General features: G+C 72.5%; 13 protein-coding genes. All 13 read left to right on the forward strand.

The window, feature by feature from the left end; translation table 11 throughout:
* The first annotated feature begins 52 nt into the window (after positions 1–52).
* The 13 genes from ASG80_RS10975 to ASG80_RS11035 all read left to right on the forward strand — a co-directional run bounded on the left by ASG80_RS10975 (position 53) and on the right by ASG80_RS11035 (position 22,723).
* A complete protein-coding gene (locus ASG80_RS10975) occupies positions 53–1,498 on the forward strand; it encodes a gamma-aminobutyraldehyde dehydrogenase (RefSeq protein WP_056730479.1) in 1,446 nt (481 codons plus the stop codon).
* A gap of 32 nt (positions 1,499–1,530) precedes the next feature.
* A complete protein-coding gene (locus ASG80_RS10980) occupies positions 1,531–2,808 on the forward strand; it encodes an FHA domain-containing protein (protein ID WP_056730481.1) in 1,278 nt (425 codons plus the stop codon).
* The gene (locus ASG80_RS10985; protein WP_056730483.1) at positions 2,805–3,632 is read left to right on the forward strand and encodes a PP2C family serine/threonine-protein phosphatase; all 828 of its coding nucleotides are present in this window, start codon (positions 2,805–2,807) and stop codon (positions 3,630–3,632) included. Before ASG80_RS10980 ends, ASG80_RS10985 begins: the two co-directional genes overlap by 4 nt.
* 133 nt (positions 3,633–3,765) lie before the next feature.
* Complete coding sequence (locus tag ASG80_RS10990; RefSeq protein ID WP_056730485.1) at positions 3,766–5,184, forward strand: serine/threonine-protein kinase; 1,419 nt, start codon at positions 3,766–3,768, stop codon at positions 5,182–5,184.
* Entirely contained in the window at positions 5,184–11,054 is a 5,871-nt protein-coding gene (locus ASG80_RS10995; RefSeq protein ID WP_056730487.1) for an Ig-like domain-containing protein, read from the forward strand. The genes ASG80_RS10990 and ASG80_RS10995 overlap by 1 nt, the downstream gene beginning before the upstream one ends.
* A 13-nt stretch (positions 11,055–11,067) precedes the next feature.
* Positions 11,068–12,039, forward strand: coding sequence for a MoxR family ATPase (locus ASG80_RS11000; protein WP_056730489.1), 972 nt, complete (start codon positions 11,068–11,070; stop codon positions 12,037–12,039).
* Positions 12,036–13,358 (forward strand): DUF58 domain-containing protein, encoded by a 1,323-nt coding sequence (locus tag ASG80_RS11005; protein WP_056730491.1) that lies wholly within the window; start codon positions 12,036–12,038, stop codon positions 13,356–13,358. The genes ASG80_RS11000 and ASG80_RS11005 overlap by 4 nt, the downstream gene beginning before the upstream one ends.
* Positions 13,355–15,625: a transglutaminase domain-containing protein gene (locus ASG80_RS11010; protein ID WP_056730494.1), complete on the forward strand. Its 2,271-nt coding sequence runs from the start codon at positions 13,355–13,357 to the stop codon at positions 15,623–15,625. The genes ASG80_RS11005 and ASG80_RS11010 overlap by 4 nt, the downstream gene beginning before the upstream one ends.
* Positions 15,622–16,221: a zinc-ribbon domain-containing protein gene (locus tag ASG80_RS11015; RefSeq protein ID WP_156401782.1), complete on the forward strand. Its 600-nt coding sequence runs from the start codon at positions 15,622–15,624 to the stop codon at positions 16,219–16,221. Before ASG80_RS11010 ends, ASG80_RS11015 begins: the two co-directional genes overlap by 4 nt.
* Before the next feature lie 120 nt (positions 16,222–16,341).
* The gene (locus ASG80_RS11020) at positions 16,342–19,215 is read left to right on the forward strand and encodes an FtsK/SpoIIIE domain-containing protein (protein WP_056730498.1); all 2,874 of its coding nucleotides are present in this window, start codon (positions 16,342–16,344) and stop codon (positions 19,213–19,215) included.
* Between the two features lie 150 nt (positions 19,216–19,365).
* A complete protein-coding gene (locus tag ASG80_RS11025; RefSeq protein ID WP_235508276.1) occupies positions 19,366–20,583 on the forward strand; it encodes a PotD/PotF family extracellular solute-binding protein in 1,218 nt (405 codons plus the stop codon).
* Positions 20,584–20,609: 26 nt separating this feature from the next.
* A complete protein-coding gene (locus ASG80_RS11030; protein ID WP_056730502.1) occupies positions 20,610–21,809 on the forward strand; it encodes an ABC transporter ATP-binding protein in 1,200 nt (399 codons plus the stop codon).
* A gap of 2 nt (positions 21,810–21,811) precedes the next feature.
* Positions 21,812–22,723: an ABC transporter permease gene (locus tag ASG80_RS11035; protein ID WP_056730504.1), complete on the forward strand. Its 912-nt coding sequence runs from the start codon at positions 21,812–21,814 to the stop codon at positions 22,721–22,723.
* The last annotated feature ends 70 nt before the right edge of the window (positions 22,724–22,793 follow it).

Raw genomic sequence — 22,793 nt, forward strand, 5'->3', positions numbered from 1 at the left:
CTGGCGCCGTGGCGCGAGAGCGTCGTGCGGACGAGTCTGAGGATCGACACCCATGCGCAGTGGAACACTGACCGGCACCCTCCGGAACTTCATCGGCGGCGAGTACGTCGAGGCCCGCGCCGAGGCGGTACTCGACCTCGTCGACCCGGCAACCGAGGAGGTCTACGGCACTTCGCCCGTCTCGACGGCTGCGGACATCGATGCCGCGTACCGTGCGGCATCCGACGCCTTCGAGACCTGGGGCGAGTCGACCCCGGCCGAGCGCCAGCTGGCCCTCTTCCGCATCGCCGACGCGATGGAGGCGCGCGCGGAGGAGTTCGCCGACCTCGAGTCGCAGGACACCGGGAAGCCCAGAGCCACGCTCGTGGCCGACGAGATCCTGCAGTCGGTCGACCAGCTGCGGTTCTTCGCGGGAGCCGCCCGCAATCTCGAGGGCCGCTCCGCCGCCGAGTACCTGGCCGGCCACACCTCGTTCGTGCGCCGCGAGCCGATCGGCGTCATCGGCCAGGTGACGCCGTGGAACTACCCGCTGAACATGGCCGTGTGGAAGGTCGCGCCGGCGATCGCCGCGGGCAACACCGTCGTCCTGAAGCCCTCGGACACGACGCCGCTCTCGACGCTCAAGCTCGCGGAGGTCGCTGCCGAGTTCCTGCCCGCCGGCGTGCTCAACGTCGTGACCGGCGACCGGGCCACGGGCGCGGCACTGCTCGAGCACCCTGCACCGCAGATGGTCGCGATCACCGGCTCCGTGCGAGCGGGCATGGAGGTCGCGAAGGCGGCGGCATCCGACCTCAAGCGCGTGCACCTGGAGCTCGGCGGCAAGGCGCCCGCGATCGTGTTCCCCGACACCGACCTGCAGCGGGCGGCCGCGGGCGTCGTCGTCGCCGCCTACTTCAATGCGGGCCAGGACTGCACCGCCGCCACTCGGGTGATCGTGCACGAGTCGGTGCACGACGAGTTCGTGAACGCCCTCGTCGTGGAGACGAGGGCGAGCGCCCGCACCGGTGGCCCTCGAGAGGAGGGCGTCCTCTACGGACCGCTCAACAACCGGAGCCAGCTCGCCCACGTGTCGGGATTCATCGATCGCCTGCCGAGCCACGCCGAGATCGCCGTCGGCGGGCGCCGTCAGGGCGACCGCGGGTACTTCTGGGAGGCCACCGTGGTCACCGGGCTGCACCAGGACGACGAAGCCGTGCAGCGTGAGATCTTCGGCCCGGTGCTCACCGTGCAGTCGTTCCGCGACGACGCCGAGGCGCTGTCGATGGCCAACGGCGTCGAGTACGCGCTCGCGGCATCCGTGTGGACGAGCGACCACGGACGTGCGATGCGGTTCGCCAAGCACCTCGACTTCGGCTGCGTCTGGATCAACACGCACATCCCGTTCGTCTCGGACATGCCGCACGGCGGATTCAAGCACTCGGGCTACGGCAAGGACCTCTCGAACTACGGATTCGAGGACTACACGCGCATCAAGCACGTGATGAGCCACCTCGGCTGACGAGTGCGGCCGGCGGTGCCAGACTGGTCGGCATGGTCGCGGGATCCGTCATGAGCGCCGCGGCGCCCGGCGCGCCCGCCTGGGACGTGGTGATCGGCGACCGCTTCATCGCCGCGATCGCGGCGCCCGCGCCCGACGCCTGCACATCGGCGCTCGCGGCAGCCGCCGGCGACGAGGGGGTGAGCGTCGAGTCCCTCGTGGGACGGGTCCCGCTCGGCGGCGCCGATGCCGTCGATTCCTTCGCGATCGTGTGGTGGCCGGGCCCCGACACGTCCGAGGTCACGGCGGTGGTGCGCGGCGACGCCGTGGTCGACCTGACGTCGCCCGGCGGCACCCGGCGGTTCGACGCACGCGGCATCCGACCGTGGCACCTCGCCGAGTTCGGCGCCGTGATCTCGCTGCGAGTGACGGGCGCGGGTACCCCGCTCGATCGCCTCGGCGAGGCCGTCGACCACCTGGTGCACGCTCGTGCGAGCCTGCGCGTGTCGGCGCTCGAGTGGTCCGCGGTCGCGCCGCAACCGAGACGGCCGGATGCCTCCGTCGCCGATGCCGACACGATCCTCGTGCCGCGCGGCCGCATGGGCGGACCCCCACCGCCGAGCGCCGCGACGGCACCGGTCGTCATCGCGCCTCCGCCCGTTCCCGGCGACGATGCCGCAGTCGACCTGGTCCGCGCGCCGCGACGGGCGTCCGAGCGGCGAGAGGCCGGCCGACCGGGTCCCCGCCGGGGCCGGCCGTCGACGCCCGCGCCCGACCGGGAGCTCGCCGGACGCACGCCGCACGTGATCGGGGCCGCGCTGCGCGGGCTCGCGGCATCCGCCGACGTCGAAGCGCCGCCGCACCCGCCCGCCGCCCGGGGCGGCTCCACGACCGTCCCCGCGCCGACCGGATCCCAGGCGACCGCGCGACCCGACGTCCCCTCGTTCCGCATCGGCGACGGTGCGCCGCATCCGGTCACGGGCCCGGTGCTCATCGGGCGGCGCCCGCTCGCACCGCGCATCCCGGACCCGGCCGGTGGCGTCCCCGAGCTCGTCGCGGTCGCCTCGCCGCGCGCGGTCGTGTCGGGCACCCACCTCGAGCTGCGCGTGGAGGGGACCCGTCTCGTCGCGACCGACCTGAGGTCCACGAACGGCACCATCGTGCGCAGTGCGTCGGGCTCGCGGCGCATGCGCGCGGGCGAGTCGATCGTGGTGGCCCCGGGCACCAGTCTCGACCTCGGAGACGATACGATCATCGAGATCCTCCCCGCCCCGCAGCACCCCTCGAACCCCCCACTCGAGACCCCCGAAAGACAGCAGGCAGCCCCGTGACCCAGATCGGCAACGGCATCGCCCGGCATCGCGTCACGCTGCCGGACGGCTCCGAGATCACGATCGCGTGGGCTGCGCTGACCGACACCGGCCTGCGCCGCGAGGTCAATGAGGACAGCTTCGTCGCGCAGGCGCCGATCTTCGCCGTCGCCGACGGCATGGGCGGCCATGCCGCCGGCGACTTCGCGAGCGCCGCCGTCGTCACCCGCCTCGCCGAGCACGGCGGCAAGCCGATGATGGGAACGCCCGAGATCGACGCGGCCCTCCGGCTCGCCGTCCAGGACATGGGTCGGGGCGCCGGCGTCACCGACGAGGGGAGCGGCACCACCGTCACCGGCGCCGCGCTCGGCGCGATCTCCGACGAACCCGCGTGGATCGTGTTCAACATCGGCGATTCCAGGGTGTACCGGCTCGTCGGCGGGGTGCTCGAGCAGCTCACCGTCGACCACTCGATCGTGCAGGAGCTCGTCGACGCAGGGCAGATCACGCGCGAGGAGGCCGACACCCACCCGCACTCCAACGTGATCACGCGCGCGGTCGGATTCCACGAGGCGCCGATCCCCGATTACCGGGCGATCGCGGTCGAATCCGGCATGCGCCTGCTCATCTGCTCCGACGGCCTCACCAAGGAGCTCACGTCGTACGGGATCCGGCACTTCCTCGTCGCGAACCCCAAGCCCGACGCGGCCGCCAGGCAGCTCGTGGAGGCGGCGCTCGGCAACGGCGGACGCGACAACATCACGGTCGTCGTCGTCGACGTGCTGAAGGTCGTGCGTCCCGCCCATGTCAGCGGTCGCCGGAGCGCGGACAGCGACATCGACTGACGGACGCCACGGGGGTGCGGGTCCGCTCTGCGCACAGCGCTTCGCGGCGGCATCCGCGGCCAATCTACAATGGTGGGCACCGGCCGCCGCCGGGCTACCGAGCGGCACCGGGGACCCGAGCGCTGGGAGGAACGTGACGAGGCGTCTGCCGTCCACCCCGCCGAACCTGCCCGGGTTCGCGTTCATCCGCGTGCTCGGCTCTGGCGGGTTCGCCGACGTGTTCCTGTACGAGCAGAACATGCCGCGTCGCCTCGTCGCGGTGAAGGTCCTCCTCGCCGAGGTCGTGAACGACGAGCTGCGGCAGATGTTCCAGGCGGAGGCCAACCTCATGGCCCAGCTCTCGTCGCACCCGTCGATCCTCACCGTGTACCAGGCGAGCGTCGCGGCCGACGGCCGGCCGTACCTCGTGATGGAGTACTGCTCCTCGTCGCTCGGCCAGCGCTATCGCGCCGTGCAACTGCCCCTCGGAGAGGTGCTCTCGATCGGCGTGCGCATCGCGAGCGCCGTCGAGACCGCGCACCGGCAGGGCGTGCTGCACCGCGACATCAAGCCGTCGAACATCCTCACCACCGCGTACGGACATCCCGTGCTCTCCGACTTCGGCATCGCCGCGACGCTCGGCGAGGCGGAGACGAGCGAGGCGGTGGGCCTGTCGATCCCGTGGTCGGCTCCCGAAGTGCTGCACGATGAGGTCTCCGGCACCGTGGCGAGCGAGGTGTGGTCGCTCGGGGCCACCGTGTACTCGCTGATCGCCGGGCGCAGTCCCTTCGAGGTCCCCGGGGGCGACAACGCCTCGGTGACCCTCATGTCGCGTATCGAGAAGGCGAAGCCAGCGCCCACCGGGCGCGTCGACGTGCCGCTGAGCCTCGAGCGGGTGCTCGCACGTGCCATGTCCAAGCGCCCGCAGGACCGCCAGTCCAGCGCGCTCGAGTTCATCCGCGACCTGCAGTCGGTCGAGGAGGAGCTCGGCCTGCCGCAGACGCCACTCGAGGTGGCCATGGACGACTGGGCGCTCGCCACCGCGGTCGACCTCGACGAGCGCACCCGCGTGAGCGGCCAGCACGGGCTGGCCGACCCCCGCGGCGGCCGTCGCCGCGCACGCGGCACGTCTGCGCGGAGCGCGGGCTCGGCGGTCGGGGCGGACTCGCGGTCGCACGAGGGCACCTCCGGACGCGTCCGCACGGCGCCGCCGACCACGAGGCGGCTCGTGTGGGGCATCTCGGTCGCGGCGGCCCTCATCGTCGCCCTCGTCAGCGCCGGCGTGGTCGCGGTCGTGCAGGGCGCCCAGTCCATCCCCGTGGTGGCGAACGTGCAGGGCAGCGCCGACGGCATCGCGGTGACGTTCACCTGGGACGACCCGGGCATCGGGAGCGGCGACGCGTACATCGTCACCGTCGACGGCGAGCCCTCGCCGATGCAGCGCGCGGCCCGCTTCGACGTGAGCGCGGAGGACGGCGACCGCGTGTGCGCGACCGTCACCGTGACGCGTGACGGGAAGTCCGGCGCGCCGAGCGCGGAGCGCTGCGTCGACGTCGCGGCGGGGGTGGGCTGATGCGACTCCCGAAGCTCTCCGGCCACCGGTCGGCGCTCGCGACCGCGGGCGCGGTCACGGCCGTCGTCGCGGTGGTCGCGGGCGTGGCCGTGGCGTCCGGCGGGTACGCGGCGCAGCGCGTCGACCTCGGCGATGCGGCGGTGTGGGTCGTCAGCGACCGCCTGCAGGCCGTGGGGCGGGCGAACACCGCGGTCCTCGAGTTGAACTCGGTCGTCGAGACCGGCGGCTCGAGCTCCGAGGTCGTGCAACAGGGCTCGACCGTGCTCGTGCTCGACCACGACCGCGCGAGCGTCGGCATCGTCGATGCGACCACGTCGACGGTCACCGACACGGTGGCCGTGCCGCCGGAGGGCACGTCGCTCGAGCTCGCCGGGGAACGCGTCGTGGTCGCCGCCGGCGGCGACGTGTGGTCCGTGCCGATCAGCGAGTTCGCCGAGTTCGACAGCGACGCTGAGCCCGTGCTCACCTTCGGGTCTGGCGCGGTGACCTCCGTCGACCCGGCGGGCGTGCTCTTCGCCTACACGCCGTCGACAGGAGAGGTGAGGCGGGTCGACGCGGCCGACGAGGAGACCGTGGCCGCCAGGTGGCAGCTGGCACCCGCCGACGGCGACCCCGAGGTGCAGATCACCTCGGTCGACGAGCACTGGGCCGTGCTCGACGCGACCGCCCGCACGCTCCGGCTCGACGGGCACGAGGTCGACCTCTCCGGCGTGCTGGAGCCCACCGACGACCCGGTGCTGCAGGCGCCGTCGCTGACCGGTGAGTCCGTCGCGATCGCGTACCGTCGGGGCCTGCTCACCGTCGGCCTCGACGGCGGCGAGCCACGCGTCGTCGTCGACGACGTCTCCGGCGCCCCAGCGCCGCCTCAGGTGCACGACGGATGCCTCCACGCCGCATGGGCGCGAGGCGAGGCGTGGCGCTCGTGCCCCGGCGAGGGCGAACGGCGGGCCGAGCTCGACGACGCGACGGGAGCCGGCGACTTCGCATTCGTCTCGAACGGCGAGGCGCTCGTGGTCAACGACCGCCGCAGCGGCAAGGCGTGGGCTGCATCGGACGACTACGGGCTCATCGACAACTGGGACGAGTTGCTCGCGAACGAGCGCGACGAGGAGACGATCGAGCAGAACGATCCCGATACGCCGCCCACGATCGAGAAGAGCCAGGTGCCGCCCGTGGCGGCCGACGACGACTTCGGCGCGCGGCCCGGCCGGACCACCCTCCTGCCCGTGCTGCTCAACGACTACGACGCGAACGGCGACGTCCTCGTCGTCGACGCGGTCGACGGCGAGCTGCCGCCCGGCGCGCGCCTCGACCTCGTGTCGGACAACCAGCAGTTGCAACTCACGCTCGACGACGCGGCATCCGGGTCCGTCTCGTTCGGGTACGTCGTGGGCGACGGCCGCGGCGCGGCGGCGCAGGCGCGGGTCACCGTGACGGTCCGCGACCCAGACGAGAACGGCGCCCCCGTGCAGCAGCGCGAGAGCCGGGCCTCCGTCGAGAGCGGGGGCCGGGTGACGACGCCCGTGCTCGGCGACTGGGTCGACCCCGACGGGGATCCGTTCTTCCTGCGGTCCGCGTCGGTGGATGCCCCCGACGCCCTGTCCTCGACCGCTGAGGGCATCGTCGTGTTCGACGAGGCGGGCGGCGAGGGGTCGACCCGCACGGCGTCGCTCATCGTCTCCGACGGCCGCGACGAGGCGGCGGGGGCACTCACCATCGCGGTACGGGCGCCCGGCGACGTGCCGCTCGTCGCGGAGCCGTTCGTGGCGCTCGCGACCGCGGGCGAGGAGATCCGGATCGACCCGTTGCGGCACGTGCGCGGCGGGACAGGGCAGATCCGGCTGAGCGCGGTGCCGGCCAAGCCCGACGTGCAGCTCACGCCCGACTTCGACGGCGGCAGCTTCCGGTTCAGCAGCGCCGCCGTGCGCACCCACTACCTGGAGTACTCGGTCACCGACGGCACCCAGACCGCGACCGGCCTCGTGCGCGTCGACGTGTCCGAGCCGCCCGACCGCGACACGACGCCGATCACGGTGCCGCACACGGCGTTCCTCCACGTGCAGCAGCCCGTCGACGTCGACGTGCTTGCGACCGACATCGATCCGACCGGCGGCGTGCTCATCGTGACGGGCCTCACCGATTCCGCAGAGGACGAAGGCGTGCGCGTCGAGATCATCGACCACCGCATCCTCCGGGTCACGCTCACCCGGCCGCTCGCGACCGGGTCGACGACGTTCGGCTACCGCGTGAGCAACGGGCTGGCCGAGGCGGACGGCGAGGTGACGGTCGTCGAGGTGCCCGATCCCGAGCGCACCCAGCCGCCCGTCGCGGCACCCGACACGATCTCGGCCCGGACGGGCGACGTCGTCGACATCGCCGTGCTCGAGAACGACGAGCACCCCGACGCGCTGCCGCTCACGCTCGCCGCGGAACTGGTCGAGAAGCCAGCGGCGGGCCTGCTGTTCGCCGCGGGCGACCGGCTCCGCTACTTCGCGCCCGACGAGCCGGGCGAGTTCGAGGCGATGTACCGGGTCGACGCACCCGACGGACAGTTCGCCACGGCGAGCGTGCGCATCTCGGTGCGCGCGGCGGACCCCGAGACCAACTCGGCGCCCGTGCCGCGCGCGATCACCGCGCGGGTGATCGCCGGGGAGACCGTGCGCATCCCCATCCCGCTCGGAGGCGCCGACCCCGACGGCGACTCCGTGCAGCTGCTCGGCCAGGAGTCGAACCCCGACCGGGGCGCCGTGACGGCACGCGGCGGCGACTGGCTGGACTACCAGGCGGGGGAGTACTCCGCGGGCACCGACTCGTTCCAGTACTCGGTCGTCGACGCGCTCGGCGCCCGGGCGACGGGCACCATCCGTGTCGGCATCGCGCCCCGCCTCGACGGCGCACGGGCCCCCATCGCGGTCGAGGACGTCGTCACCGTGCGGCCGGGCCGCACCATCTCGGTCCGCGTGCTCGAGAACGACTCCGACCCCGACGGCGGCGCGCTCCTGCTGCGCTCGATCGAACCGACCGTCCCGGGCGCGACCGCGACCATCGAGGGCGACACCGTCCAGGTCGACGTGCCCGACGCCGAGGGGAGGTACGGCTTCATCTACACGGTCGAGAACGAGCACCTGGGCGTCGCGTCGAGCTTCCTCACCGTCGAGGCGCGGAACGACGCCCCGCTCGCCCGGCCCGAGGCATCCGACACCGTGCTGAGCCTCAGCGACATCCTCGACGAGGAGTCCATCGACGTCGAGGTCCTGCACAACGTGTTCCTGGCCGACGGGAACGCCGCCGACCTCATCGTCGGCCTCGTCGACGGCTACGATCGAGGCGCCCAGGTGCGACGCGACGGCAGCATCCGGGTGACGGTGGAGGACCGGCGTCGCATCATCCCGTTCTCGGTGAGCCACCCCGAGGATCCGACGGTGACGTCGTACGCCTTCATCTGGGTCCCCGGCCGCGACGACGCGCTCCCGCAGCTGCGGCGCGACGCCCCCGAGGTGCGCGTGCAGAGCGGCGAGGAGGCCGTGCTCGAGCTCGAGGACTACGTGATCGCGGCATCCGGGCGGCCGGTCAGGATCACGGATGCCGCGAGCGTGCGTGCGTCGCACAGCGACGGCACCGACCTCGTGGTCGACGAGGACACCCTGCGATTCCGGAGCGAGCCTGGATACTTCGGCCCCGCGTCCCTTTCGTTCACGGTGACCGACGGCGAGTCCGCCGCGGACCCCTCCGGGCGCACCGGAACGATCGTCGTCCCGATCCAGGTGGAACCCACCGAGGACCAGCCGCCCGCGTTCACCGGCGGGGTGATCGACTTCGAGCCCGGCCAGTCGAAGACCGTCGACCTCAAGAAGCTCACCAACTACCCCTATCCCGAGGCCCTCGACGAGCTCGCCTTCCGGGTCCTGCAGCCCGAGCCCGAGGGCTTCGAGCTCTCGCTCGACGGGCAGGACCTCACCATCAGGGCCGCGGAGACGACCCCCACCGGCAGCCTCCAGGCCGTGACGGTCGCCGTTGCGGATGACGCGGGCGACGGTCGTGCGGGCCGCATCGAGCTGCGCGTGGTGCCGTCGACGCGCCCCCTCGCGCAGCCCGCCGCAGATTCGGCGGTGGCAGCGCGGGGCCGCACCACCACGATCGACGTGCTCGCGAACGACCGGGCGACGAACCCGTTCCCCGGCACGCCGCTGCGTGTGGTGGGTGTGCGCGGACTCGACGACAGCCTTCCCGACGGCGTGACGATCGAGCCGAGCGACGACCGGTCGACGCTCACGGTCGACGTCGCCCAGAACGCGGCACCAGTGAACACGACCCTGCAGTACCAGGTCGCCGACGCCACCGACGACCCGAGCCGCTACGCGTGGGGGACCGTCACGATCTCGGTGCAGGACCGCCCCGACCCGGTGACGGGCGCGCAGGTGACCGCGTTCGGCGACGGCACGCTCGACGTGGCGTTCGGCGCGGGCGGGTTCAACAACTCGCCGATCACCGGGTACGAGATCGCCCTCGTCGACCCCAGCGGCGGCGAGGTCCTCGAGACGTCCACGTGCGCCGCGACCACGTGCACGGTGCGCACGCCGGGCAACGGGCAGTCGAACGCCGTGCTCGTGCGGGTGCAGGCGCGCAACGCCATCGGCCTTTCCGACCCCGTCCAGGCGCCGGGTCCGATCTGGTCCGACGTCATCCCGCCGCCCCCGCAGGGACTGCGCGCCATGCCCCTCGACGGACGCCTGCGCATCGAATGGGCGCCCGTCAGCGCCGGGGCGGGCAGCCCGGTCGAGTCCTACGTCGTCACGGTCGCGGGTGTCTCGAGCGAGGTCGACGCGTCGGGAGCGTGCACCGCGACCGTGTGCTCCACCGAGTCCCAGGGCATCGCCAACGGCACCCAGGTGCCGTTCACCGTCAGCGCGCGCAACCAGGCGTACCCGGCCCTGGCGGTCTGGACCGAGGCCGGCGGCACGGGCACGCCGTTCGGTCCGCCCGTGGCGGGCGGGATCACCGTCACGGGCGACGCCGCCGCCGGCACGGTCACGGTGTCATGGGAGCCGTTCAACGGCAACGGCGACGCCATCGGCGGCTACTTCGTGCAGCGCCTCGCCGACGGCCATGGCGACGTGCCGACGGGGCCGCAGGCCTGTTCCGTGACGAGCCCGGCGCCCGGCAACGTCATCGCCCCGGCGAGCGGCGGCACGGTCGCCGAGGTCGTACAGGTCGGTCCGGATGCCGCGAGCGTCCAGTTCAGCGGCACGGTGACCGAGTCGACGCGCTACTCCTTCGTGGTGTGGGGCTTCAACCGGGCGGCCTGCGTCAACACGGAGGTGGCCGGGACGGTGGTGCGCCCCGCCCCCGGCTCCATCAGCGGCGTGCAGAGCAGCATGGCCTGGATGAACGAGGAGACGTGGGACCGCTACATCGACCGGGTCGATGGGGGCAGCTCCCGGCTGCAGATCGTCGCCGTCGACGGCAACGGTGCGCAGATCGGAGCGCCGGTGGAGTTCAAGGGCACCGGATGGCTCCGCTCGCTGCTGAACCGTCCGTTCGGCGAGGCGGCGAGGTTCCAGGTCCGCTCGTGCTCCGTCTGGGGCAGTTGCGGGCCGTGGTCGGCGATCCTGCCGTCCGATCCACGCCCGTCGCTCACGTTCGCGCTGCCGAGCCGCACGTGGGGCGAGGCGTCGAAGACCTGGGCATGGACGGCGGCACCCGCGAACTCCGGCCTGCCCGCGACCTTCCGGTGCGGAGTCGACGGCGACGCCGACGGCCGAGCCGCGCAGTCGGCGACGACGTGCCAGGTGCCGGAGGCGAAGCCGGGCGAGCGGGTCTGGTTGGATGTTGAGGTCGCGGGCGTGGTCGCCCGCTACTGGAATCGATGAGCGAGGAGCAACGATGACGATGACCCCCGAGGAGGCGACGCGGTTCTCCGCGAACCTCGACCGACTCGTCGGCGCGGTCGAGGAGGTGCTGCTCGGCAAGAACCGGGTGGTGCGCCTCGCCTTCACGGCGTTCCTCAGCGAAGGCCACCTCCTCCTCGACGACGTGCCCGGCACCGGCAAGACCTCGCTCGCCCGGGCGATGGCGCAGTCGGTCGCCGGCACCAGCAATCGCGTGCAGTTCACGCCCGACCTCCTGCCGGGCGACATCACGGGCGTTACGGTGTACGACCAGCGCAGCGGCGCGTTCGAGTTCCACCCCGGTCCGGTGTTCGCGAACATCGTGCTCGCCGACGAGATCAACCGGGCGAGCCCGAAGACGCAGTCGGCGCTCCTCGAGGTCATGGAGGAGGGGCAGGTCACCGTCGACGGGCAGACCCACCCGGTGGGGCATCCGTTCATGGTCATCGCCACGCAGAACCCGGTGGAACAGGCCGGCACCTACCGGCTGCCCGAGGCGCAGCTCGACCGGTTCCTCATGCGCTCGTCGATCGGCTACCCCGACCACGCCTCCACGATCCGGATCCTCGAGGGCGCCGACCAGCGCGCACACGACCACCGCATCGATGCGCAGCTCGACGCCGACGAGATCATCGAGATGGCCGCGCTCGCGCGCACGGTCTACGTCGACCCCACGATCCACGACTACGTCTCCCGTCTCGTCGACGCCACCCGCACCGCCCGTGAGGTGCGGCTCGGCGTGAGCGTTCGGGGCGCGCTCGCCCTCATCCGTGCGGCGAAGACCCACGCAGCGGGTCGCGGCAGGCACTACGTGGTGCCCGACGACGTCAAGGCCCTCGCCGAGCCCGTGCTCGCGCACCGCCTCATCCTCGACCCCGAAGCCGAGTTCGACGGCGTCACCGCGTCGAACATGATCGCGCAGGTGCTCATCGAGACGCCGCCGCCGTCCAGCAGGCAGGCCGTGTGACGTTCACCCAGACCCGGACGTCGATCCCCGAGGAGGCCAAGAGGGAGGGGCTGCTCGCGGTCGTCATCGGACGCGCCGTGCGCGGCGTGCTCGCGGCCGCGGGGGTCGTCGCCGAGTGGGCGCGCGCGGTGCAGGGCGTCGTCACGCCCCTGGGCTGGGCGGTCGTCGCGGGTTCGGTCGTCGCGCTCGCCGTCGGCTACGCGTTCGGCTGGATCGAGTTCATCGCCATCGGGTGGGGGCTCGCCCTGCTCGTGGCCGCGGCATCCGCATGGCTCGTCGGCCGGGGCGCCTCGACGATCGAGCTCGTGCTGCCGACGCCGCGGGTGGTCGTCGGGGAGCATGCCGAGGCACGCCTCATCGCCGCGAATCCCGGACGGCGTCGATTCGGCGGCGTCCAGCTCGAGGTGCCGGTGGGTGGGAAGGTGATCGAACGCGTGCTGCCCGGGCTGCCGCGCGGGGGTGCGTTCGACGAGCAGTTCCGCATCCCGACCGAGCGGCGCGGCGTGATCCCCATCGGCCCGGCGCGCACCGTTCGGGCCGACCCGATCGGGCTCATGCGCCGTGAGATCGTGTGGTCGCAGACCGTGGAGCTGCATGTGCACCCGCGAACCGTCGCGATCGCCGCGCTCAGCACAGGGTTCATCCGCGACCTCGAGGGGTCGCCGACGCGCGACCTCACCGCGAGCGACATCGCGTTCCACGCCCTGCGCGAGTACGTGCCGGGGGATGACCGCCGGTTCATCCACTGGAAGAGCTCGGCGAAGACCGGCACGTTCATGGTGCGCCAGTTCGAGGAGACCCGCCGCAGCCGGCTCATGGTGCTGCTCGACCTCGAGCCCGGCGCGTACGCCGACGATGCCGAGTTCGAGCTCGCCGTGAGCGCCGCGGCATCCGTCGGCGCGCGTGCCATCCGCGACGCCCGCACCGTGTCGTTCGTCGTCTCAGGGCGGGGACGGAGCGGACAGGCCCGGGGGAGCGGCATGCGCGAGCTGCCGACGGTGTCGCGCGACCGCCTGCTCGACGCGCTCTGCGTGGTCGAACGCGACGACCGGGCGGTGCTGCTGCCGGATGTCGGACGTGCGGCCGCCGAGGGACTGCCGGGCGTGTCGCTGGCATTCCTCGTGACCGGGACGGCGCGCGGCGTGGGGCCGCTCAGGGCGGCGGCCTCCCGGCTGCCGGTCGGCATCGAGGCCGTCGCCGTGCAGTGCGCGCCCGGGGGCGAGGCGTCCGCGCGCACCGTCGCGGGCCTCACGGTGTTCGGCATCGGCTACCTCGAGGACCTCCGTGCCATGCTCGCCAGATCGGCGTCGGTCGCATGAGCCCCGCACGTCGGGCTGCAGGGGCCGAGCGGTTCTGGTCCACCGCGATCAGCCTGGTGCTCGTCGCCGCAATGCTCGCCGCGGCCATGATCCCGTGGTGGCCGATCTACGAGAGCGAGGCGTTCATCGTCGCGGCGTCGGTCGCGATCGTCGCGGGATCGGCGATCGGCTTCGCCGGGGCGCGCTTCCACTGGCCGGCGTGGGCCGTCGTGATCGCCGTGTTCGGCGCGTACGTCGTGCTCGGCGTTCCCGCGGCCGTGCCCGGGAGCGCCCTCGCAGGCGTCATCGCCACCCCCCAGGGCCTCGTCGACCTCGTCGCGGGCGCCGCCCTGTCGTGGAAGCAACTCGTGACGATCGCCGTGCCGGTCGGCTCGTACCAGGCGCTCCTCGTGCCGCCGTTCCTGCTCGCGCTCGTCGCGTCCACGTGCGCGGTGACGATCGCGCTCCGCAGCCGCCGGCCCGCCGCGGCGGTCATCCCGCCCGCCCTCCTGCTGCTCGCCGGCATCGCGCTCGGCGTCGTGCACGCCGCGCTCGCGATGGAGACCGGCCTGGCGTTCCTCATCACGTCGGTCGCCTGGCTGGTGCGGGTCGCGATCGCGCACCGCCGAGCGATCACGACCGGGCGACCGGTCGAGGCCGCGCTCGCCGACGCGCGCCGGGTGCTCGGTGCGTCGGCGATCGTCGCGGTGGCCCTGGTGGGCGCCACCGCGGCATCCTTCGCCCTGCCCGTGCCGCCGCGAAGCGTCGTGCGGGCGGAGCTTCAGCCGCCGTTCGAGCCCCGGGCGCACGAGAGCCCACTCGCGGGCTTCCGCAGCGCGTTCGAGCGCGACGCGGCCGACGTTCCGATGCTCGAGGTGCGCGGGCTGCCGGCCGGGGCGGGCATCCGGCTCGCCACCCTCGACACCTACGACGGCATCGTGTACTCGGTCGGCGGCACCGACGGCACCGCCGAGTCGGGGCGGTTCACCAGGGTGCCGTACCGACTCGACCAGTCGGACGCGGTCGGCGAGCACACGCGCCTCGACGTGGTCGTGCTCGGCTACTCCGACGTCTGGGTGCCGGGCATCGGGCAGCTCGAGCGCATCACCTTCGGCGGCGAACGTGCCGAGCTGCTCGCCGACGGGTTCTTCTACAACGACGTGACCGGCACCGGCGCCGTGCAGGTCGGCCTCGAATCCGGCGACCGCTACACGGCGGAGTCGGTCACCCCGACGGCGCTCGCCCGCATCGACGAGCTGCGCCCCGGCACGAGCGTGCTCCCGGCGACGCCGGAACTGCCCGACGAGCTCGCCCGGCTCCTCGACCAGTGGGCGCCGGCGTCGGACGAACCCGGCGAGCGGCTGCAGGCCCTCATCGCCGGCTTCCAGCGCGAGGGGTACGTGAGCCACGGCCTCGACGAAGACGAGGCGCCGAGCCGGTCCGGCCACGCGATCGACCGGCTCGTCGAACTGGCCACCGAGCGGCCCATGGTCGGCGACGGCGAGCAGTACGCGGTCGCCGCCGCGCTCATGGCGCGACGGATCGGCTTCCCGGCACGCGTCGTGGTCGGCTACCTCTCAGATCCCGAGGACGACGCGGAGGACGGCGACACCACGGTGTTCGTCAGCAGCGAGCAGCAGGCGTGGATCGAGGTGCAGACGGCGGACGGCGCGTGGCGCTCGATCGACCCCAACCCCGAGCCGCGTGAGATCCCCGAGCGCGAGCCCGACCAGCCGACCGTCGTGTCACGCCCGCAGTCGGCACTGCCTCCCCCCGCCGAACGGACGCCGGTCGACGACCTCGACCCCGATCCCGACCTCGCGTTCGACCAGCGCGACGAGCCCGAGCCGTGGGTGGCGGCCCTGCTCGGTGCGCTGGGCGTCGCGGGGTTCGTGGTGCTCGGCCTCGCCCTGCTCGTCAGCCCGTTCCTCGCGATCATCGTGGCGAAGCTGCGACGGCGCCGCCTCCGGCGCCGTGCCCCCACGTCCGTCGAGCGCATCGAGGGCGGCTGGCAGGAGTTCGCCGACACGGCGGCCGACTACGGGTACCCGATCCGCCCGAACGCCACGCGGGCGGAGCAGGCTGCGACCGTCGGCGGGCTCGCCCCGCTCGTGCTCGCTTCCGTCGTCGACCGGGCGGTGTTCGCGCCGGACGGACCCGGCGACGGCGACGACCTGCGGGTGTGGGACACGGTCGACGAGCTGCAGGAGCGGCTCGGCGCCCCGCGCACCCTCTCGCTCACCTCACTCGGCGGGTACGCTGTGACGCGGAGAGGAGCCAAGCCGTGACGTGTCGGATCTGCGGTGCGGAGCTTCCCGAGGGGGCGATGTTCTGCGGCGACTGCGGCAGCTCCACCAGTGCGACCCCCGAGTCCCGCCGCCGCCCGGATCCGAGACCCGGCGACACGACGGCGATCGAACGGCCGGCCCGTCGCCACAGCGGGGTCATCAGCATCCCCGTCCACGGGTTCCGTGCCGAGCCCGCCCTGACGGACGGCATCGCCGCGCCCGGCGATCCGCTCGGCGGGACGATCGGCGCGGCCACCGCGCCCGCCGCCGCGCCGCGCTTCGTGCTCGCGTTCAGCACCGGCGAGACGCGCACCGTGTTCGGCACGGGCCTCATCGGACGCAAGCCGCTCCCGCAGCCGGGAGAGGTGTTCGACCACCTCGTCCAGATCGCCGATCGCACACTCTCGGTCTCGAAGACGCACCTCGAGTTCGGCGAGCACGATGGAATGCTCTGGATCGCCGACCGGTTCTCGGGGAACGGCACGATCGTGCGCCGACCCGACGACGGGGCGCTTCGCTGCGAGCCCGGGCGCCGGTACCTCGTTCCGCGGGGCAGCCGCGTGGAACTCGCCGAGCAGTCCTTCTCCGTCGCCTGACGCACGACGTTCGGCACACCGGCCGACGCTCCCGTCCTCCCCAGCCGAGCGGATGCCGCAGCCATCCCAGCGGGGCCGGACGGCGCCGGTCGGCGGCGCCGCCGGTGATCGGATGGCCGGGTGGACCGACCCGCGACCGACCATGCAGCCCAGGGCGTCGTGCCCCTCGTCCTGCCGCCGCACCCGCCAGAGCCGGCCCCGCCGGGATTCCCGTGGCTCGCCACCGTCGCCCCGGTCGCCGGAGCCGTCGTCCTCGTGGTGGTCACCGGCTCCGTGTTCTCCCTCGCCTTCGCTGCGCTGGGGCCCCTCGTCGCCGTCGCCTCGATGCTCGACGCCCGGCGCCAGGCGAGGCGCGGGCGCCGGCGGGATGCCGCCGCGCGGGCGGAGCAGCTCGGGCTCCTGCGCGCGTCCGTCGCCTCGCTGCACGAGGCCGAACGCGCGGCGGCCTGGCGGCGCGCGCTTCCGGCGCGGGGCCTCGTCGACGACCGGCGTCCCTTCGACTGGCGCGACGGCGGCCCGGGGAGCCTCGTGCTGGGGCGAGGCGATGTCGCGAGCGCCGTGCGAGTGGACGGCACCCCGGTCGATGCCCACGACCGCGACCTGCTCGAGTCCGCCGCTCGGCTCGAAGATGCCCCGGTGCTCGCACGTGTCGGCGGCGGCATCGGCGTCGTCGGCGCCGCGCCGCTCGTCGGTGCGGTGGCACGCGCGCTGCTCGTGCAGGTCGCATCCCGTTGCCGTCCAGGCGACGTCGGCATCGTCGTGCCCGATGGCGCCGCATGGTCATGGGCCGCCTCGTTGCCGCACCGTGGTGGCGAGACGCTGCTGCGCATCGTCGACGGATGCGACGGGCGTGCCGGCCTGCCCGGCGATGGCGCCGGCTCCGGTGCCGCGACGATCGCCCTGGCCGGCACGGTCGAGGAGTTGCCGCCGGGACTCGAGACGGTCGTGGTGGTCGAGGGTCCGCGCCGCGCAGTCGTGGAGCGACGGGGCGACGGGTCGGAACGTCGCGCGATCGTGCCCGAGCTCCTGAGCACGGCGGAGGCCTCGTCGTGGGCCGGCCGCGTACGGGCGGCCGCGGCGCGAGAGGGCGTCGACGCGGTGCCCGGCCTGCCCGGCCGCCTGCCGTTCCATGCCATCCCGCAACCCGCGACGCAACGGGACTCGAGGGCGACGCTCCGGGCCGCCGTGGGTGCGATCGCGGGCGGGCCGCTCGAGCTCGACCTTGCCGCGCGGGGCCCGCACGCGATCGTCGCGGGAACGACCGGCAGCGGCAAGAGCGAGTTCCTGCTCGCCTGGCTCACGGCGCTCGCGCACGGCTATCCGCCCGAACGTGTGGCCTTCCTCCTCGTCGACTTCAAGGGCGGCGCGGCGTTCGAGCCGATCCGCGACCTGCCGCACGTCACCGGCATCGTGACCGACCTCGACGACGCGGAGGCGGAGCGCGCCGTGCTGAGCCTGCGCGCGGAGCTCCGCCACCGGGAGTCGATCCTCCGCGCGGAGCAGGCGCGCGACCTCGTCGAGCTCGCGGCGCACGTGGAGCTCCCGCGCCTCGTCATCGTGGTCGACGAGTTCCAGGCGATGATCGAGCGCTTCCCCGACCTCGGTGCGGTCGTCGCCGATATCGCGGCGCGCGGGCGTTCGCTCGGCGTGCACCTCGTCCTCGCCTCGCAGCGCCCGAACGGCGTCGTCCGCGAGCAGGTCTCCGCGAACTGCTCCATCCGCGTGTCGCTCCGCGTGATGGAGCGGGCCGACAGCCTCGCCGTCGTGGGCACCGAGGCCGCGGCGGCCATCCACCCCGACACGCCGGGTCGCGGCGTCGTCGACCCCGGCGACGGATACCCCGTGCCGTTCCAGTCGGCGCTCGTCGATGCCGCCGCGCTGGAACGCCTCCAGCGGTCGACCGCAGCGCTCCCGCGAGCCCGTCGCCCGTGGGTCGGTCCGCTGCCCGACCGCGTCACGACGGTGGCGATCGACGAGGTGGCGAAGGCGGCGCCACCACCCCGTGGAGCCCTCGTCGTCGGGCTGGTCGACGACCCCGAGCGGCAACGGCACGATGTCGCAACCTGGTCGCCCGAGGTCGACGGGCACCTGCTCATCGTCGGCGCGCCCGGCAGCGGACGCACCACCGCTCTCGCAGCGGTGGCTCGCGCCGCGTCCCGCACCCACCAGGTGCGCCGGATCGATGGCCGGCCTGGTGCGCAGTGGGACGCCCTGCAGGAGGCCGTCGCCGGGATGCGACGAGGCGACGGGCCCACTCTCGTGATCGTCGACGACGTCGACGTCAGATTCCGCGACTGGCCCGACGATCACCGACAGGCGGCGTACCGGATGGTCGAGACCGTGCTGCGCGAGGGGCGGGCGCGCGGCGTCGCGCTCGCCGCCGCGGCAGGGTCGGCTCATCGCACCGGGCCGGGGTTCCGCGAGCTCTTCGGCTCCACCGCGCTGCTGCGGCATCCGAACCGGTCCGACCTCGTGCACGCCGGAGGGGTGGGCTCGCTCTGGCGGGCGGACGATCCGCCGGGATCGGGGCAGTGGCACGGGCGCCGCATCCAGTTCGCCGACGCGCCGCCGTGGCGGGCGGAGCCGGTCGCGCCCGCGTCCACCCTGCAGCTCGATGGAAATCGGGCCTGGGCGATCGTCTCATCGTCGCCACGATCGGATGCCGCGACGCTCCGCGCGCTCGGCCACGAGCCGATGCTCCTCGAGCCGGGCGACGCGGCGATCCGCGCGGCGCTGGCCGCACCAACCGAGGGAGCTGGTTGTCCACGCCTCGTCGTCGGCGACGCCGATGCGTGGATGGCGAACTGGGCGCTCATCGGGCTCATGCGGGAGGAGGCGTCGGTCGTCGTGCACGGAGGCCACCGCGAGTACCGGGTCTTCGCGCCGGGGCCGGCACTCCCGCCGCTGCTCGACGACCCGGTCCGCCAGTGCTGGGTGACCGGCCCTGGCGCCGAACCGCTGAGATCGACGTGGCCTCTCCACGTGGACAACTGAAACCGTCGGCTCGCGACGTGATCTGGCACTGAATCCGCACCCGATGTTGCCGGAAATTAACGATTTGGACATGATCGCGTGAATGTCGACCCGCAGTGTGGCAGGATCGACCCACCCCCAGCACGCGCCTGCAACACGAATGGAGTTCCCGTGACCGCTCGGCCCCTTCCCCAGGACCCGATGATCCGTTCCCTGATCGCGCACGCGCGGCAGGCGCAGCTGAATCGTCGCACGCTGCTCGCCGGCGCCGGTGCTGGCGTCTCCGCCCTCGCGCTCGCCGCCTGCTCCACCGGCGGCGGAGGTCAGACCAAGCCCACGCCCGCCGACGACAAGTCCTCCTCCGATAAGACGCTCAACTGGGCGAACTGGGCGGCGTACATCGACGAGGACGAGGACGGCAACTACCCCACGCTCGTCGCGTTCACCGAGGAGACCGGCATCGATGTCACCTACGACGTCGCGGTCGACGACAACAACACCTACTACGGCAAGGTGAAGGACCAGCTGGCCCTCGGTCAGGACATCGGCGCCGACACGGTCTGTCTCACCGACTGGATGGTCGACCGCTGGATCCGGTTCGGGTACACCCAGGAGCTGAACCACGACAACATCCCGAACCTCGCGAACCTCACGCCCGCGCTCCAGGACCCCGACTTCGACCCCGGCCGCAAGTTCTCGGTCCCGTGGCAGGGCGGCTTCGCCGGGATCGCGTGGAACAAGGACGCGATCCCCGGCGGCCTCGCCTCCGTCGAGGACCTCTGGAACTCGGAGCTCAAGGGTCGCGTGGGCGTGCTCTCCGAGATGCGCGACACGATCGGGCTCATCATGCTGCAGAACGGCGTCGACATCTCGGGGGAGTGGGGCGACGCCGAGTTCGAAGAGGCGAACGAGCTCCTCCGCGAGCAGGTCGAGTCGGGCCAGGTCCGCAACATCAAGGGCCAGTCGTACCTCGAGGACCTGAAGAACGAGGACACGCTGGCGGCGATCGTCTGGTCGGGCGACATCACGGTCATCAACGCGGAGGCCGGCGACCATTGGGAATTCGCCATCCCGACCGCGGGCGGCACGCTGTGGAACGACAACTTCCTCGTGCCGGTCGGCTCTCCGCGCAAGACCAACGCCGAGACGCTGATCAACTACTACTACGAGCCCGAAGTGGCGGCCGAGGTCGCGGCGTGGGTGAACTACATCACGCCCGTCGTGGGTGCGAAGGAGGCAGCCGTGGCCATCGACCCCGAGCTCGCCGAGAACCAGCTCATCTTCCCGAACGAGGAGACGCTCTCGCAGGCCCACATCTTCCGCTCGCTGACCCCGGCGGAGGAGCAGAAGTACCAGGCCGCGTTCCAGACCATCCTGCTCGGTTCCTGACCACGAGACAGGGAACACGCACAACCATGGCAGTACGCGAATTCGCCGAGCGGGGCGCAGACCTCGAGCTCGTCGGCATCCAGAAGCGGTTCCCCGGATTCACCGCGATCGAGGAACTCGACCTCGTGATCCCCGCGGGCTCGTTCTTCGCCCTCCTCGGTCCCTCGGGCTGCGGCAAGACGACCACCCTGCGTCTCGTGGCAGGCCTCGAGGAGCCGACCCGCGGTCGGATCCTCATCGGCGGCAAGGACGTGACCGACACGAAGTCGCACGAGCGGCCGGTGAACACGGTGTTCCAGAGCTACGCGCTGTTCCCGCACATGACGGTCATCGAGAACGTCGCGTTCGGCCTGAAGCGCCGCCGCATCTCTGACGCCGTCGCAAAGGCGCACGAGGCCCTCCGGCTCGTCGAGCTCGACCACCTCGCCCAGCGCAGGCCCCAGCAGCTCTCCGGAGGCCAGCAGCAGCGGGTCGCGCTCGCCCGCGCCATCGTGAACCGCCCGGCGCTCCTCCTCCTCGACGAACCGCTCGGTGCGCTCGACCTGAAGCTGCGCCGGCAGATGCAGCTCGAGCTGAAGACCATCCAGGAGGAGGTCGGCCTGACCTTCCTGCACGTGACCCACGACCAGGAGGAGGCCATGACCATGGCCGACACGGTCGCCGTCATGAACAAGGGCGCGATCGAGCAGATGGGCGCGCCCGCCGAGCTGTACGAGCTGCCCCGCACGGTCTTCGTCGCGAACTTCCTCGGACAGTCCAACCTGTTCACGGGACAGGTCGTCGGCACCACGAGCACCGCGATCACCGTCGAGGCCGCGGACGCCCGCATCGTCGTGCCCACCGCGCGCGCGCAGCGCCACCAGGGCGAGGTCGCGGTGGGCGTGCGGCCCGAGAAGGTCGTGCTCCACACCGAGGAGCCCGCGGCGACTGCCGACCGCAACGTCCTGGGGCCGGGCCGCGTCATCGACGTCTCCTTCTCGGGCGTGAGCACCCAGTACCTGGTCGACCTCGGCGCGCTCGGCACGGTGGTCGTCTTCGCGCAGAACGTCGGATCCGGACCGGTCGCAGGCCTCGGTGCCGAGGTCTGGGTGAGCTGGGAGGTCGCACACGGGTTCGGCCTCGACGACGTGCCCGTCGAAGCCGGTCGATTCCCCGCCGACGACTCGACCACGTCCATCGCGGCACAGCGACGCGAGGGGCTCGTCTCGGAGCTCGAGGAGCACTGACGATGGCCTTCGCAGCGTTCGCGACGGCGGAGGCCCAGCCGCAGGTACAGAAGCGGAAGAGCCGCATCGCGCTCTTCCTCCTCCTCCCGGGCATCCTCTACCTCGTCCTCTTCTTCCTCACGCCGCTCATCTCGCTGGTGCTGACCTCCCTGCAGACGCCGGCCGAGTTCGGCGACATCGGCCAGTACGACTACGCGTTCAACTGGCAGAACTACGTCACGGTCGTGCAGCAATACCTGCCGCACATCCTGCGCTCGTTCGGCTACGCACTCGCGGCCACCGTGCTCGCGCTCCTGTTCAGCTACCCGCTCGCCTACTTCATCGGCGTGAAGGCCCGACGGTGGCCGCTCCTGCAGAGCCTCATGCTCGTGCTCGTGATCGCCCCCTTCTTCATCAGCTTCCTGCTCCGCACCCTTGCCTGGAAGCAGCTCCTCTCCGACGAGTCGTTCATCATCACGTCGCTGAAGGCGCTCTCGCTCATGGCTCCCGACGCACACTTCACGGGCACGCCGGCCGCGGTGATCTTCGGCCTCACGTACAACTTCATCCCGTTCATGACCCTCCCGCTCTACACGACGCTCGAGCGGCTCGACACCCGCTACCTCGAGGCGGGGAGCGATCTCTATGCGAACGCGTTCACCGTGTTCCGCAAGATCACAATCCCACTGTCGATGCCCGGCATCGTGGCAGGCACGCTGCTCACCTTCATCCCCGCCGCGGGTGACTACGTGAACGCGAGCCGCGACTTCCTCGGCGGGCCCGACACCCAGATGATGGGCAACGTGATCGAGGCGAACTTCCTCGTGCTGCTGAACTACCCGGCGGCCGCGGCGCTCTCGATCATCCTCATGGCGGCGATCCTCGTGCTCGTCAGCATCTACGTGAAGCGTTCCGGAACGGAGGACCTGCTGTGAGCGGCGAAGTCCAGGCTGCAGCCGTCCTCGGCGGGTTCGCGGAGAGCGAGACGCAGGAGGGAGGCGGGCC

The sequence above is a fragment of the Agromyces sp. Soil535 genome (genome assembly GCF_001428255.1).
GTDB lineage: Bacteria > Actinomycetota > Actinomycetes > Actinomycetales > Microbacteriaceae > Agromyces.

Coding starts and splice junctions, on each gene's coding strand:
- ASG80_RS10975 (WP_056730479.1), top strand. CDS start 53: ATGCGCAGTGGAACACTGACCGGCACCCTCCGGAACTTCATCGGCGGC.
- ASG80_RS10980 (WP_056730481.1), top strand. CDS start 1,531: ATGGTCGCGGGATCCGTCATGAGCGCCGCGGCGCCCGGCGCGCCCGCC.
- ASG80_RS10995 (WP_056730487.1), top strand. CDS start 5,184: ATGCGACTCCCGAAGCTCTCCGGCCACCGGTCGGCGCTCGCGACCGCG.
- ASG80_RS11000 (WP_056730489.1), top strand. CDS start 11,068: ATGACGATGACCCCCGAGGAGGCGACGCGGTTCTCCGCGAACCTCGAC.
- ASG80_RS11010 (WP_056730494.1), top strand. CDS start 13,355: ATGAGCCCCGCACGTCGGGCTGCAGGGGCCGAGCGGTTCTGGTCCACC.
- ASG80_RS11030 (WP_056730502.1), top strand. CDS start 20,610: ATGGCAGTACGCGAATTCGCCGAGCGGGGCGCAGACCTCGAGCTCGTC.
- ASG80_RS11035 (WP_056730504.1), top strand. CDS start 21,812: ATGGCCTTCGCAGCGTTCGCGACGGCGGAGGCCCAGCCGCAGGTACAG.